General features: G+C 58.4%; 16 protein-coding genes. 5 read left to right on the top strand and 11 right to left on the bottom strand.

Annotation, left to right across the window (positions count from 1 at the left end; translation table 11 throughout):
* The first annotated feature begins 3 nt into the window (after positions 1-3).
* Together I6L44_RS20480 and I6L44_RS20475 are read left to right on the top strand one after the other, a co-directional pair.
* Complete coding sequence (locus I6L44_RS20480) at positions 4-174, top strand: hypothetical protein (RefSeq protein WP_254204256.1); 171 nt, start codon at positions 4-6, stop codon at positions 172-174.
* Positions 175-219: 45 nt separating this feature from the next.
* Positions 220-462, top strand: a complete 243-nt coding sequence (locus I6L44_RS20475) for a GNAT family N-acetyltransferase (RefSeq protein WP_302055936.1) — start codon at positions 220-222, stop codon at positions 460-462.
* A 22-nt stretch (positions 463-484) separates the two neighbouring features.
* Here I6L44_RS20475 and I6L44_RS03140 read toward each other — a convergent pair whose 3' ends face one another.
* The 3 genes from I6L44_RS03140 to I6L44_RS03130 form a co-directional block, all read right to left on the bottom strand.
* Positions 485-1,282 carry an ATP-binding cassette domain-containing protein gene (locus I6L44_RS03140; RefSeq protein WP_216954334.1) on the bottom strand — a complete coding sequence of 266 codons (798 nt, stop codon included), beginning with the start codon at positions 1,280-1,282 and terminating at the stop codon, positions 485-487.
* Between the two features lie 53 nt (positions 1,283-1,335).
* The gene (gene btuC, locus I6L44_RS03135) at positions 1,336-2,343 is read right to left on the bottom strand and encodes a vitamin B12 ABC transporter permease BtuC (protein WP_216953268.1); all 1,008 of its coding nucleotides are present in this window, start codon (positions 2,341-2,343) and stop codon (positions 1,336-1,338) included.
* A gap of 99 nt (positions 2,344-2,442) precedes the next feature.
* Positions 2,443-3,174, bottom strand: a complete 732-nt coding sequence (locus tag I6L44_RS03130) for an ABC transporter substrate-binding protein (protein WP_216953267.1) — start codon at positions 3,172-3,174, stop codon at positions 2,443-2,445.
* 112 nt (positions 3,175-3,286) lie between these two features.
* Here I6L44_RS03130 and I6L44_RS03125 point away from each other — a divergent pair, with 112 nt between their 5' ends.
* Both I6L44_RS03125 and tapW read left to right on the top strand, forming a co-directional pair.
* The gene (locus tag I6L44_RS03125) at positions 3,287-3,643 is read left to right on the top strand and encodes a DMT family protein (RefSeq protein ID WP_005353120.1); all 357 of its coding nucleotides are present in this window, start codon (positions 3,287-3,289) and stop codon (positions 3,641-3,643) included.
* A gap of 58 nt (positions 3,644-3,701) precedes the next feature.
* The gene (gene tapW, locus I6L44_RS03120) at positions 3,702-4,841 is read left to right on the top strand and encodes a type IVa pilus ATPase TapW (protein ID WP_139473595.1); all 1,140 of its coding nucleotides are present in this window, start codon (positions 3,702-3,704) and stop codon (positions 4,839-4,841) included.
* A 94-nt stretch (positions 4,842-4,935) separates the two neighbouring features.
* On the opposite strand, the gene I6L44_RS03115 is transcribed toward tapW, so the two are convergent.
* Positions 4,936-5,385 (bottom strand): isoprenylcysteine carboxylmethyltransferase family protein, encoded by a 450-nt coding sequence (locus I6L44_RS03115; RefSeq protein ID WP_216953266.1) that lies wholly within the window; start codon positions 5,383-5,385, stop codon positions 4,936-4,938.
* 173 nt (positions 5,386-5,558) lie between these two features.
* Here I6L44_RS03115 and alr point away from each other — a divergent pair, with 173 nt between their 5' ends.
* Positions 5,559-6,788, top strand: coding sequence for an alanine racemase (alr, locus tag I6L44_RS03110; RefSeq protein WP_043825627.1), 1,230 nt, complete (start codon positions 5,559-5,561; stop codon positions 6,786-6,788).
* 62 nt (positions 6,789-6,850) lie between these two features.
* Here the strand turns inward: alr and I6L44_RS03105 are convergent, their stop codons facing one another.
* The 7 genes from I6L44_RS03105 to I6L44_RS03075 all read right to left on the bottom strand — a co-directional run bounded on the left by I6L44_RS03105 (position 6,851) and on the right by I6L44_RS03075 (position 14,608).
* Entirely contained in the window at positions 6,851-7,795 is a 945-nt protein-coding gene (locus I6L44_RS03105) for a TerC family protein (protein ID WP_005337664.1), read from the bottom strand.
* 302 nt (positions 7,796-8,097) lie between these two features.
* Positions 8,098-9,093 (bottom strand): murein tripeptide/oligopeptide ABC transporter ATP binding protein OppF, encoded by a 996-nt coding sequence (oppF, locus tag I6L44_RS03100; protein WP_005337666.1) that lies wholly within the window; start codon positions 9,091-9,093, stop codon positions 8,098-8,100.
* Complete coding sequence (locus I6L44_RS03095) at positions 9,094-10,074, bottom strand: ABC transporter ATP-binding protein (protein ID WP_005337668.1); 981 nt, start codon at positions 10,072-10,074, stop codon at positions 9,094-9,096. It lies immediately after the preceding gene.
* Between the two features lie 54 nt (positions 10,075-10,128).
* Positions 10,129-11,040, bottom strand: a complete 912-nt coding sequence (oppC, locus tag I6L44_RS03090) for an oligopeptide ABC transporter permease OppC (RefSeq protein ID WP_005337670.1) — start codon at positions 11,038-11,040, stop codon at positions 10,129-10,131.
* A 14-nt stretch (positions 11,041-11,054) separates the two neighbouring features.
* Positions 11,055-11,975, bottom strand: coding sequence for an oligopeptide ABC transporter permease OppB (gene oppB / locus I6L44_RS03085; RefSeq protein ID WP_005337672.1), 921 nt, complete (start codon positions 11,973-11,975; stop codon positions 11,055-11,057).
* 98 nt (positions 11,976-12,073) lie between these two features.
* Positions 12,074-13,693, bottom strand: coding sequence for an ABC transporter substrate-binding protein (locus I6L44_RS03080; RefSeq protein WP_120413955.1), 1,620 nt, complete (start codon positions 13,691-13,693; stop codon positions 12,074-12,076).
* A gap of 279 nt (positions 13,694-13,972) precedes the next feature.
* Positions 13,973-14,608, bottom strand: a complete 636-nt coding sequence (locus I6L44_RS03075) for a YchE family NAAT transporter (RefSeq protein ID WP_005337678.1) — start codon at positions 14,606-14,608, stop codon at positions 13,973-13,975.
* Between the last annotated feature and the right edge of the window lie 118 nt (positions 14,609-14,726).

The following is a 14,726-nucleotide window of genomic DNA, read 5'->3' as shown; positions in this document are numbered from 1 at the left end:
CCGATGACAAATATCGGCTGGCAGATAGTCCCCCTCGATGAGACGCTGCTGGCGCAGTGGGCAACCCTGCGCCAGCAGCTGTGGCCGCATCACGCACTTTCGGCCCACCTGCAGGAAGGGGTTGAGATGTTGGCCAATGCACATCTCAACGCCTTTCTGGCGCTGGATGAGTAGAGTCAGGCGGTAGGCTTTGCCGATGCAGCCCTGCGCCACGATTACGTGAATGGCTGCAACAGCAGCCCTGTGATGTATCTGGAAGGGGTCTATGTGCAACCGGCCTCGCGCCAGCGTGGGGTGGCCCAAGCCTTGATCGCTCAGGTGGCGCAGTGGGGCCGCGAGCTGGGTTGCCGGGAACTGGCCTCCGATGCCGCCATCGACAATCTTGCCTCGCAGCAGATGCACCAGCGACTCGGCTTTGCCGAAACGGAGCGAGTCGTATTCTTCAAAAAGGCCCTCGGCTGACGCCAAGGGCCTTTCTTGTTTCTCACAAACTGGGCATAAACCAGACCCGACCCGCCGCTTCGATGCGGTCGGTGCGGATCTGGAATACCTGCGCCAGCAGCGCCTCATCCACCAGCTCTACACCCCCTTCGCGCACCACCGCGCCCCCTTGCAGGCAGAGAATGCGGTCGGCCCAGTCGATGGCCAGATTGATATCGTGGATGGCGAGCACCACCAGCAAGCCCTGCCCGGCCAGGGTTTTCAGCAACCGCAATAGCGCCAGCTGGTGATGCAGGTCGAGCCCCGCCAGCGGCTCGTCCAGCAGCAGCACCTTGCCGGTCGGATTGAGGCTCGGCCACACCTGCAGCAAGGTGCGGGCAATCAGCACTCGCTGCTGCTCGCCCCCCGACAACCGGCTGAAGTCACGAGCCAGCAAAGCTTCCAGCTCCAATGCCTCGCACAATGCATTTATCGCCTCGTTCTGTCTGGCAGGTGCAACCATCTCATCGAGCCCCAGGCTCAACACCTGAAACACCGGAATATGAAACAGCTGGGGCTGACGCTGGGGCAGCATGGCGCGCCGTTTGGCAAGCTCGGGCCAAGTCATGTCAGTAAGCACTCCCCCCCCCAGCAACACTGTGCCATCGGCGGGTAAAATCCCCGCCAGCGCCCCGAGCAGGGTCGACTTGCCACTGCCATTGGGGCCAAGCAGCGCCACCAGCTGGCCGCCATGCCAGCGGATATCCAGGGGAGAGAGCCGTCCGGCAATGGCGAGTGCGCGCGCCTCCAGCAGCGGCGCAGTAGCACCAGAAGAAACCGGCATGGGATCAGCGGGCGACATCGGCATCTTGCCTCAACAACGGGTAAATAAGCTGACTGCGCGCCCCGACCAAATCATGCAGAACCATCAGCAGTTTGCCTCAATAGCAGATAGATAAAGAGCGGCGCCCCCACCGAGGCGGTGATGACCCCGATAGGCAACTCCCCCGCGCTCAGGGTGGATCGAGCAACCAGATCGGCTGCCAGCAGCAGGGCCCCGCCACCGAGCGCCGACGCAGGCAGCAGGAAACGCTGATCGCTACCGCCACAGAGCCGCAGCAGATGGGGCACCACCAGCCCGACAAAACCGATCACCCCGCACAGGGATACCGCCCCCCCGGTCAGCAGACAGACCGCCAGCACCAGCCGTACTCGCATCCTGTCGACATCCATCCCCATCAGGCGGGCCTGGGTCTCCCCCAGCAGCAACTGTTGCAGCGCCTTGCCCTGCCAGCAGAGCCAGCCCAGGGTGAGCGGCAGCACCAGCCACCACCAGGCAAACTGCTGGCTGCCGTAAGAGAGGCTGCCCATCATCCAGAACATGAATTCACGCAAGGAGCCGTCGTCGGCAAAGTACATCAGCCAGGTCATGGCGGCATTGGTGAGAATACCGATAGCCACCCCAAACAGTAGCAAGCGGGCATGGCCGAGACGCGCCCGGCGAGCCAGCCGAATGAGCAGCATGGTCACCAGCAGGGCGCCACCGAAGGCCGCCAGTGACAGCCCCCAGCCGGGCAGATAGACACCGAGGGATTTGGCTACCGCCATCGCTACCATGGCAGCCAGTCCTGCCCCGCTTGAGACACCAAGCAGCCCGGGCTCCGCCACCGGGTTGTGCAGCATCACCTGCAGCACGGCACCGCCACAGGCAAGCGCTGCACCAGCCAAGAGGGCCAGCAAGGCGCGCGGCAGACGCAGCTCCAGCAGGATGCGCTGTTCGAGATCGCCAAGGGGCTGCCAGGGCAGCAGCACAAACTCGCCCCAGACGAGGGATAAGAGAAACAGCAGCAGGGTCAGCAGCGTCAGGCCACCGAGCCAGCGCCGCTGCCAGCGCTGCTGGCGGGCGATAAGGGAGAGGTACAAGGATGATCCCCAACAATAACAAGGCTACATCCCCAGCCCTGTCGCAGCGCCTGGGGGAAGCAGGAAAAGGGCATGATAACAGTGGCTTGCCACCCAAGGTCAAGGCTGGTAACGCTTTGCCATCACGCTTATCTCGCCGCTGGCCACCAGATTTTGCAGCGCTACCAGCAAGGGCTGGCGCAACGACTGATGAGGTGAGTGCTTGCTCATCCCCAGATAGAGGGTCACCGGCGTGGCGGGGCGGTAGTCCACCTTGCCTATCCGGCTGGCATTTCCCTGACTCAGGGCATAGTCCACCTGACAGTCGGTACCAATCATCAGCGGCAGGTGACCGCGCTGCACCATGCGCAGCAGCTGATCTTCGGTGGGTACTCCGTGCTTGTCGAGGCGACTGTCAGAGTTGAAGGGCTCAAAGTAGGCGGAATTGAGCACATAGCCCACCTTCACCCCCTGCAGATCGCGGTATTGGTGGATCCGGGCCACATTGATCGGCTGACCATAAAACGCGGGCCAGCACTTGTAGTAGGCAGGCTGCAGATAGTCGATGAACTGCGCCCGCTCGGCGGTATAGGCGAGGCCAATCATCAGATCGACCTGACCGGTCTGCATCTGCTTGAGCGCCCTGCCCCACGGCATCCGCCGTACCTGCAACTCAATGCCGCTCGCCTGTTGCAACCGGCGCAGGATGTCCATGTCGAGCCCCTGCAACCGGCCATCCGCTTGCAGGATGCGAAATGGCGGCCACAGATCAGTGGCCACCGTCAGCGTCGGGGTCGCTCGCACCGGCATGGCAAATAACAGTAACAACACAATCCCGCATAACTTGCCCATCCCATCGCATACCTCGCACGGCTTATCCTGTTGGTTAAAAATACCCTCCCGCGCCACGTATGAAAACCGGTGGTTCAGGGATAAAATGCGCCTGATTTTAAAGGAGAACCCCATGAACCCGATTTTCGCCAGTATCGGTCTGCTGCTCTGCAGCAACGTCTTTATGACCTTCGCCTGGTACGCTCATCTCAAGAGCATGAACCACAAACCCTGGATCATTGCCGCCCTGGTGAGCTGGGGTATCGCCTTGTTCGAATACCTGCTGCAAGTGCCAGCCAACCGCATCGGCCACACCGTGATGAGTGTGGGGCAACTGAAAATCCTGCAAGAAGTGATCACCCTCACCGTATTCGTCCCCTTCTCTATCTTCTATCTCAAGGAAGATCTGAAATGGGACTATCTCTGGGCAGGGCTCTGCATTCTCGGTGCGGTCTTTTTTGTCTTTCGCGAGAAACTGACCGGCGCCTGAGGCTGTACACTCAATATCATCCCGCTCATGGCATCTCATTGATCGACGAGGCAAAAAAATGGAATTGCGAGACATGTTACAGATCCTGGCCAAGCAGGATGGCTCAGACCTCTATCTGTCGACCGGCGCGCCCCCCTGCGCCAAGTTTAACGGCGGCCTGCGCCCCCTCAACGAAACGCCGCTGGAGCCGGGTGAAGTGGCGCGGATCGCCGCCGAGATCATGGATGGCGAGCAGAAACTGCAATTTGACAAGGATCTGGAGATGAACCTCGCCATCTCCCTGCCCCAGATCGGCCGCTTTCGGGTCAACATCTTCAAGCAGCGCAACGAAGTCTCTCTGGTGGCCCGCAACATCAAGACCGAAATCCCCCGCTTTGAAGATCTCAAACTCCCGCCTGTGCTGCTCGACACCATCATGGAAAAACGCGGTCTGGTACTGTTTGTCGGCGGTACCGGGTCGGGTAAATCTACCTCGCTGGCAGCGCTTATCGACCACCGCAACCGCAACAGCGGCGGCCACATCATCACCATCGAGGATCCGGTAGAGTTCGTTCATCGCCACCGCAAGAGCATCATCAACCAGCGGGAGGTTGGCGTGGATACCCGCAGCTTCCACGCCGCCCTGAAAAACACCCTGCGTCAGGCGCCGGACGTCATCCTTATCGGTGAAATTCGCGATCGCGAGACCATGGAACATGCGCTGGCCTTCTCCGAAACCGGCCACCTTGCCATCTCCACCCTGCACGCCAACAACGCCAACCAGGCGCTGGATCGCATCATCAACTTCTTCCCCGAGGAGCGCCGCCCCCAGCTGCTCAACGATCTGGGCAACAACCTCAAGGCTTTTGTCTCCCAGCGGCTGGTGAAAACCACTGATGGCGGCCGCCGGGCCGCAGTGGAGATCATGCTCGGCACCCACACCATCCGCGACATGATCAAACGCGGCGAATTTGGTGGTCTCAAAGAGGTGATGGAAAAATCGAAGGCCCTCGGCATGGTTACCTTCGACAGTGCCCTGTTCGACCTGGTGGTGGAAGGGGTGATTGAGGAAGAAGAGGCGGTGAAAAACGCCGACTCGGCCAACAACCTGCGCCTCAAGATCAAGCTGTGGAAGGAGAAGGGGCAGATTGCCAGCAGCAGCGATGCCACCGGCTGGAGCCTCGAACCCACCAAGGACGAGAAGGGCGATTTTTTCTAACCAGTTCCTCGAGAACCCCGGGCCCGCCCGGGGTTCTCTTTATCCAGCACGGCTGACCCGAATTATCCGCTCAGCCCACGCAGGTCACTGCCAATCAGCACCAACGGCGAACACGCTGGCAATACGCCACATACTCGTCGCCAAAACGGGCGCTTAGCAGCCGCTCCTCCGGCATGATCTGAAAGCGAGTTAACCAGGCCACCAGCACGATTGGCCCAACCCAGACCCACATCCCGCCGAGATAACAGCCCCAGGCGGCCAGCCAGCAGAGCAAGCCCAGATACATGGGATTGCGGCTGACACGATAGACGCCACAGGTCACCAGACGGCTGGTGTGCTGAGGTTTGGTGGGGCTGACCGTGGTCTGGTGGTGACGAAATCGTTGCAGGGCACCAAAGCCCATGATGGCCCCCGCCACGACCAGCACAGCCATCAGCGTCATTGCCCAGATGCCGGGCTGACCCTCCCCTCTTAGCCACGACATGGCCCCGGCACAGAGCAGAAAGATCAGCGGTGGTGGCAAAAGTAACTCAAGATTGACCATTTTCTTCCCCTGACGAGTGTCGGCCGAACCCGTGTTGCGGTAGACTCCCAACCAGTCAGCGCCTGTTGAGAGTGACAAAGATCATAATAATAACAACAAGTTGTGGTTAAACCACCACCAATGTGGCCGACCCCGTCCAAACTATCCAACGCGAACAACAAAAAGGAATCACCATGCACAAGAAAACTCTGCTGGCTACCCTGATCTTCGGCCTGCTCGCGGGCCAAGCCGTTGCGGCTCCCTATCTGCCCCTTGCGACGGATCATCGCAACGGCCAGGAGCAAACCGCCAGCAACGCCTGGTTGGAAGTGGATCTAGGCGCCTTTGAGCACAATATCCAGACCCTCAAGGATCGCCTCGGCGACAAGGGCCCGCAGATCTGCGCCATCATGAAGGCCGACGCTTACGGTCATGGCATCGACCTGCTGGTCCCCTCCGTGGTCAAGGCCAATATCCCCTGCATCGGCATCGCCAGCAACGAAGAGGCGCGCGTCGCCCGCGAGAAGGGCTTTACCGGCCGTCTGATGCGGGTGCGTGCAGCCACCCCGGATGAAGTAGAGCAGGCCCTGCCCTACAAGATGGAGGAGCTGATCGGCAGTCTGGTGAGTGCCCAGGGTATCGCCGATATCGCCCAGCGCCACCACACCACCATTCCGGTGCATATCGCGCTCAACTCCGCCGGCATGAGCCGCAACGGCATCGACCTGCGTCTGGCCGATGCCAAGCAGGATGCGCTGGCCATGCTCAAGCTCAAGGGGATCACCCCGGTCGGCATCATGACCCACTTCCCGGTTGAGGAGAAAGAGGACGTCAAGATGGGGCTGGCCCAGTTCAAACTGGACTCCCAGTGGCTGCTGGAAGCAGGCAAGCTGGATCGCAGCAAGATCACCATCCACGCCGCCAACTCCTTCGCCACCCTGGCCGTGCCGGACGCCTACTTCGACATGGTGCGCCCGGGCGGCCTGCTCTACGGTGACTCCATCCCCTCCCACACCGAGTACAAGCGGGTGATGGCATTCAAGACCCAGGTCGCCTCGGTCAACCACTATGCAGCGGGCAACACCGTCGGTTATGACCGCACCTTTACTCTCAAGCGTGACTCCTGGCTCGCCAACTTGCCGCTGGGCTACTCCGACGGTTATCGCCGCTCCCTGAGCAACAAGGCCTATGTGCTGATCCAGGGTCAGAAGGTGCCGGTGGTCGGCAAGACTTCCATGAACACCATCATGGTGGATGTGACTGATCTGAAAGGGGTGAAACCCGGCGACGAGGTGGTGCTGTTTGGCCGTCAGGGTGACGCCGAAGTGAAACAGGCGGATCTGGAGGAGTACAACGGCGCCCTGCTGGCGGACATGTACACCATCTGGGGCTACACCAACCCCAAGAAGATCAAACGCGGATAACACGATATGAAAAAGGGCTCCCGCGGGAGCCCTTGTTGTTATTGCTTAATTGTCTGCCGCGCTCAAGCGGCCTTTTTACGGGTCACAAACAGACTCAGCCCCATGGATGCCAGCAGGATCAACGCGACTACGCCCAGTGCTATGCCGGTCGGGATCTTGAAGATATCCAGCAGCAGCATCTTGACCCCGATAAACATCAGGATCAGCGCCAGACCGTATTTGAGCAGGGCGAAGCGATCAGCCACACCCGCCAGTAGGAAGTACATGGCGCGCAGACCCATGATGGCGAAGATGTTGGAGGTCAGCACGATGAAGGGATCCGTGGTCACCGCGAAGATGGCCGGGATACTGTCCACCGCGAAGATGAGATCGCTCACCTCCACCAACACCAGAATGAGCAGCAGCGGGGTGGCATAGCGCACACCGTCACGCCAGACGAAGAACTTCTCCCCTTCCAGGGTCTCGGTCACCTTGAAACGACGGCGCATCCAGCCCAGCAACGGGTTGTTGGCGAGATCAGGCTCCTTGTCGGCCGCCCACAGCATCTTGGCACCGGTCAGCAGCAGGAAAGCGCCAAACAGATAGAGGATCCAGTGGAACTGCTCGATGAGCCAGCTGCCCGCGAACACCATACCGGCACGCATCACGATGGCCCCCAGTACCCCGTAGAGCAGCACCCGGCGCTGTAGCTCGGCTGGAATGGCAAAGTAGCCGAACAGCATCAGCCAGACGAAGACGTTGTCCACTGCCAGCGCTTTCTCGATAAGGTAGCCGGTGAGGAACTCCAACCCCTTCTGGTTGGCGATTTCACGGCCCGCGCTGTGATCGAGCCAGAGCCAGATGGCCAGGTTGAAGAGCAGCGCCACGCTGACCCAGATGAGGGACCAGACACCCGCCTCTTTGAGGGACACCTTGTGTGACTTGCCACCACCGACAAAGCGTATGTCTATCCATAACAGGACCAGCACTATGCTGAAGAAACCGGTCCACATCCACCATTCACCCATTTTCACTTCTCCCAAAAACGACAAAACCCACGACCGAGAGGCGTGGGTTTGCGTTTGGAGCAGATACACCTTGCCTCTCGGCAAGGTCTCACTTACAGCTGATTTGCATCGACTGCCCGGCTGCCGGGTGCACTGCAGGAAATGGGTGCACCGTAATGACGACAAACCGGCGAGAAGTTACTCCCCTTGTTGCGCGGATAGTAGCAGCGGTAAAAGATAACGCCAAGAGGCATCTTCACTACCGCCAGAAATAAATCGGGGCCCCATCAAGGAGCCCCGCAAACAGGTTCAACTCATCCCCATCAGAGTGGATCGACCTTGAGGCAGGAGACAGCGTGATCGAAGTTCCCCTCCAGCACAGGGCGGGTCTTAGCGCACTCGGGGCCAGCCACCGGGCAGCGGGTGCGGAACACGCAACCGGACGGCGGGTTCATCGGTGAGGGCAAGTCCCCCTCCAGGATCTGGATCACCTTGTTGCGCTCCAGCTCAGGGTCCGGGATCGGCACCGCTGACATCAGCGCCTTGGTGTAGGGATGCAGCGGATTGGCAAAGATCTCCTTGCGGGTCCCCAGCTCGACGGCGTTGCCCAGATACATCACCAGCACCCGATCGGAGATGTGTTTGACCACCGACAGATCGTGGGCGATGAAGATAAGCGACAGCCCCATCTCCTTTTGCAGGGATTTGAGCAGGTTGACCACCTGCGCCTGAATGGATACGTCCAGCGCCGAGACCGGCTCATCGCAGATGATCATCTTGGGCTCGAGGATCAGCGCCCGGGCGATACCGATCCGCTGGCACTGGCCGCCAGAAAACTCGTGCGGGTAGCGGTTGACCAGGTTGGGCAACAGCCCCACCTTGCTCATCATGGCGCGCACCTTCTCCTTCACCTCTTCCCGTGGCAGGTTGGGATAGAAGGTGATGAGCGGCTCGGCGATGATGTCGCCAATGGTCATGCGCGGGTTCAGAGAAGCCAGCGGGTCCTGGAAGATCATCTGGATCTCTTTACGCTTCTCGCGCAGGGCATTCTGATCGAGCTTGGTGAGATCGTCACCCAGCCACACCACCTTGCCATCGGTGGCCGGTACCAGACCGATGATGGCGCGGGCAAAGGTCGATTTGCCGCAGCCGGACTCCCCCACCACGCCGAGGGTTTCACCCTCATAGAGACGCAAGGTCACGCCATCGACCGCCTTGAGGTCAGACGGCTTGGCCCAGGGCCACGCCTTGCCACTCTTGATACTGAAGTGGACCTTGAGGTCAGACACTTCCAACAGCAATTTTTTGTCGGCACCCATTTAGTTGGCCCCCTTGTTCATGGCATCCGAAACCCAGTGGCAAGCACGCTCCCGACCGTCGTTGAACGGGGTCAGGATCGGTGACTGCTGGCCGCAAATCTCGCTGACCCGGTGGCACCGCTCCTGGAAGGGGCAGCCGGTCGGCAGACGCAGCAGGTTGGGCGGATTGCCCGGGATGGTGGGCAGCACTTCCCCTTCGGTATCGAGACGGGGAATGGCGCGCAGCAAGCCTTCGGTATAGGGGTGGCTCGGGCGATAGAAGATATCGTCTACCTTGCCGTACTCCATGGTACGACCGGCATACATCACCAGCACCTTGTTGCAGATACCGGCGACCACGCCCAGGTCGTGGGTGATCATGATAATGGCGGTGTTGAACTCGCGCTTGAGCTCGTTCATCAGCGTCATGATCTGGGCCTGTACGGTCACATCGAGTGCGGTAGTCGGTTCGTCAGCGATCAGCAGTTGCGGCCGGCAGAGCAGTGCCATGGCGATCATCACCCGCTGACGCATGCCGCCGGAGAACTCGTGGGGATACATGCCCATCCGCTTGCGTGCTTCGGGAATTTTGACCGCATCGAGCATCCGTACCGACTCTTCGAACGCTTCCGCCTTGCTGACGCCCTTATGCAACATCAGCACTTCCATCAGCTGATCCTGCACCTTCATGTAGGGGTTGAGCGAGGTCATGGGGTCCTGGAAGATCATGGCGATCTTCTCGGAGCGGATCTTGTTGAGCTTGGACTCCGGCAGGTTGAGGATCTCCTCACCCTGAAACTTGGCGGAACCGGTAATAATGCCGTTTTTGGCCAACAGCCCCATGATGGCAAAGGCCGTCTGGGATTTGCCGGAGCCGGACTCGCCGACGATCCCCAGGGTTTCACCCGCAGAGAGAGAAAAGTTGAGGTCGTTGACCGCCACCACATTGCCGTCCGGGGTCTTGAACTCGACCCGCAGATCTTTCACATCCAGTAACTTCATATAAAAACTCCTTATCGATCTTTCGTGATGCTTTCCTGTCGATCCGATGCTCGATTAACGATCTTTCGGATCGAGGGCGTCACGCAGACCATCCCCGAGGAAGTTGAAGCAAAACAGGGTCACCACCATAAAGCAGGCGGGGAACAGCAGTTGCCAGATGGCCACTTCCATCGACTTGGAGCCTTCATCCAGCAGGGCACCCCAGCTGGTCATCGGTTCCTGAACCCCAAGGCCCAGGAAACTCAGGAAGGATTCAAACATGATCATCCCCGGCACCAGCAAGGTGGCGTAAACGGCCACGATACCGAGTACGTTCGGTACGATGTGACGGGTGATGATCTTCCACTTGGAGACGCCACAGACGTGAGCCGCCTCGATAAACTCCTTGCTCTTGAGGCTGAGAGTCTGGCCCCGCACGATACGCGCCATGTCGAGCCAGCTCACCGCCCCGATGGCGATAAAGATGAGTGCCAGATTGCGGCCAAAGAAGGTGACCAGCATGATGACAAAGAACATGAACGGGAAAGCGTTGAGGATCTCCAGTACCCGCATCATCAGGCTGTCGACCCGACCACCGATAAAGCCGGAGGCCGCGCCATAAAGGGTGCCGATGATGACCGCCACCATGGCGCCCATGATGCCGACCATCAGGGAGATACGGCCACCCAGCAGGGTGCGCACGAACAGATCGCGCCCCAGACTGTCGGTTCCGAAGTAGTGACCCGCTTCCATATCCGGCGGCGACTGCATGGCGCCCCAGTCCGGATCGTCAAAGGTGTATTGGGACAAATGGGGGCCAAAGATGACCGCCAGACCGATGATGGTCAGAATGATCAGGCTGGTCAGGGCAGCCTTGTTGCGCAGGAAACGGCGACGGGCATCCTTCCACAGGGAGCGCCCCTCCACCACTTCCACTTTTTGCGCGAACGCCTCGACGGCATCCCGTTTTTCAGTTGAAACAACCATGATGAACTCCCGAATTAGTAACGGATCTTGGGATCGATAAAGGCGTAGAGAATATCGACCACAGCGTTAAAGGTGATGGTAAGGGCGCCGACCAGAATGGTCAGACCGAGCACCATGGAGTAATCACGGTTAAGGGCACCGTTGACGAACAGCTGACCGATCCCCGGCAGGCCGAAGATGGTCTCGATCACCACGGAACCTGTGATGATGCCGACAAAGGCCGGGCCCAGATAGGAGACCACCGGCAGCATGGCCGGACGCAGCGCGTGTTTCAGGATGATGTGGCGCAGCGGCAAGCCCTTGGCACGGGCGGTACGGATAAAGTTGGAGTTCATGGTCTCGATCATGCTGCCCCGCATGATCCGCGAGATAGCGGAGATGTAGTACATCATCATGCCGAACACAGGCAGCACCATAAACTGGATGCCACCACCCTGCCAGCCACCGGCAGGGAACCAGCCCAGATGAATACTGAAAAACAGCACCAGCAAGGGCGCCAGCACAAAGCCCGGGATCACCACCCCGGCCATGGCCGACGACATCAGTAGATAGTCGATGATGGTGTTCTGTTTCAGGGCCGCTATGGTGCCGAAGGTGACCCCCAGCAGCACGGCGAAGAAGAAGGCCGTGGTCCCGATCTTGGCGGAAACAGGCAGCGCCTGGCTCACCAGATCATTGACGGTGAAATCCTTGTATTTGAAAGAGGGGCCCAAATCACCCTGCACCAGGTTGCCCAGGTAAGTGAGATATTGCATGCCAATGGGTTTGTCGAGCCCGTATTTGGCCTCGATATTGGCGATGACTTCGGGGGGCAGTGAACGCTCGCTGGTAAAGGGGTTACCGGGGGCGAAACGCATCATGAAGAAAGATACGGTGATCAAGACCAGCAGAGTCGGGATCGCTTCCAATAGCCGTTTAAAAATGAATTTCAACATAGACATTTCCTGTCCTGTACTGCTTCCAAATGGTCGCGGTTGTAATAAAGGCCCGCCGTCCGGCGGGCCCTGCTTGTTATGCGACTTGTTGCTTTAAATCAGTGAGCAATGATGTACATATCTTTGCTGTAGAGGTTATCCAGCGGGTTGGCCGGGTAGCCACCCACATAGGATTTCACCATGCGCGGAGTAACGTATTGATAGATAGGGGCGATCGGCATGTCCTTGGCAAGGATGGCCTCAGCCTGGGCATAGATCTTGTTGCGGGCCACATCGTCAACCTGATCGCGAGACTCATCCATCAGCTTGTCATACTCCGGATTAGAGTACTTGCCGTCGTTGGTGCCGTGGGTGGTCTGCATCAGATCCAGCATGGAGGAGGCTTCGTTGTAGTCAGCGTTCCAGCCGGCACGAGCTACTTCAAACTGCCCCTGTTTCTTGGTTTCCAGGTAAGTTTTCCACTCCTGGTTGACCAGGCTCACCTGCACACCCAGCTTCTTCCACATGGAGGCCACGGCCACGGCCACTTTCTTGTGGTTATCGTCGGTGTTGTAGAGAAGTTCGAGCTTGAGCGGCTTGCTGGCATCGAAACCGGCTTCTTTCAACATGGCTTTCGCTTTGGTATCACGCTCGGCCTGGGTCATCTTCGACCAATCGGCGACTACTGGCTTGAAACCATCCACATAGTCTGGGGTCAGACCGTAAGCCGGAGTCTGGCCCTGACCCATTACCTTGTCGGCGATCACATCACGATCGATGGCGTAGGAGAGCGCAGTACGGACACGCACATCGTCAAACGGTTTGTGCTTGAAGTTGAATTGGTAATAGTAAGTGGACACCAAGCCGGTCACCTTCAGTTCATTCGGGTAATCCTTCTTGAGCTGCTTGAAACGTTCGATAGGAGTGGTGTAAGTCAGATCCACCTCCCCCGCCAGATAGCGGCTCAGATCGGCGTTGGTAGACTGGATCGGCAAATAGACCACTGTATTGATCACTGTCTTGCCGTCGTCCCAGTAATTTTTGTTGCGCTCAAGCTCTATCCGCTCGTTAACCACCCATTTCTTCAGCACATAGGCACCGTTGGATACCATATTCTCCGGCTGGGTCCACTTGTCACCAAACTGCTCGACTACCTTTTTCGGTACCGGATAGGTGGTGGTGTGGGAGAGCATGCTGACGAAGTAAGGGATGGCTTTCTCGAGCTGCACTTCGAAGGTGTAGTCGTCGGTCGCCTTCACACCCAGCGTATCAGCGGGTTTCTTGCCAGCGATAATATCGGTGGCGTTGGCGATAGTCGGCATCTCCAGATACCAGGAGTAAGGAGAGGCGGTTTTCGGATCAACGGCACGCTGGAAAGCAAAAACGAAATCGTGGGCAGTGACCGGGTCACCGTTGGACCACTTGGCATCTTTGCGCAGATGGAAGACGTAGTGCTTGTTATCCTTGGTTTCCCAAGATTCTGCTACGCCAGGCAGTACTTCACCCTTGGGACCAGAAAGTACCAGACCCTCGAACAGGTCACGAAGAATATTGGATTCGACCGTTCCTTCGGTCTTGTGCGGGTCAAGGGTCGCAGGCTCGGAGCCGTTGCCTTTTACCAGTTGCTGGACTTCAGCCAGCTTGGTTCCCGCCGGGACATCGGCAGCCTGAGCCACATTGACGCCACCAAACAGTGCAGCCACCAGCAATGTGTTAATCATTGTTTTTTTATGAGTCATTTCCCTACTCCAACAAGAACATTCCATGCATTTTTTAAAGTGACGGGGTTAAAACCCGCTCCCAGCATAATTCCCTGCCAATTCCGATAATGCAACAGATATTGTCAGGGTAATCGTCATTTTCTGGTCAAAAAATCAGCTGGCACGCGCTTTTTCAGTATTAAAACACCAACAAAGCGCTCATTTTTCACACAAACGACCGATTCTAGAAAAGACCGGGCAAAAAGCAACCAATAAAAAGCCGGTCACGAGGACCGGCTTTCATAAAGCGGAGCTGGCTCACATCAGGCTGGGGAAAACCCCCTTGATACCGGCCACCATGATCTCGATACCCAGCGACATCATGATAAGACCCATGATACGGGTCACCACGTTGATGCCGGTGTTGCCCATGATCTTGAACAGCAGCGGCGCGGCGCGGAAGATGAGCCAGGAGCAGAAAGAGAAGACAACGACAACCACTGACATGCCGAGCAGCTGCTGCCAGTGGCTCTGGCTGGCATAGACAATCACCGAGGAGATGGCACCGGGGCCCGCCATCAGCGGCAGCGCCAGCGGTACCACGGCGATAGACTCGCGCACTGCCAGTTCCCCCTTCTCCTGTTTGTTGTGCTTCACCTCGCCCAGCTTGCCCTGCAGCATCGACCAGGCAATCAGGGTAATCAGCGACCCACCGGCGATCCGGAACGATGCCAGCGAGATGCCAAACCCATCGAGGATCAGCTGCCCCATATACATGGAGACCAGCAGGATCACCATCACCGCGATATTGGCGGTGGTATTGGTTTTCATCCGCTCGGCCTGGGTATGGTGGCTGGTCAGGCTGACAAACACCGGCAACAAACCAAGCGGGTTGATAATTGCGAACAAACCGACAAAAAACTTCAAATACAACGAGACGTCAATTGCTGCCATAGGCGCCTTCCAATAGAGTTTCGGGCCCAGCGGGCCAGTCCATTAATTTCGTGCGTAAATTTACATCATAGCCAGAGCGGGCACCAATCAAATAATCTCACCATTTTGAGGGTTTTTT

It is taken from the genome of Aeromonas sp. FDAARGOS 1414 (genome assembly GCF_019047065.1).
In the GTDB taxonomy this organism is placed as follows: domain Bacteria; phylum Pseudomonadota; class Gammaproteobacteria; order Enterobacterales; family Aeromonadaceae; genus Aeromonas; species Aeromonas veronii_A.
The sequence above is the reverse complement of the archived record's forward strand: the minus strand, read 5'-3'. Positions and strand labels throughout refer to the sequence as shown.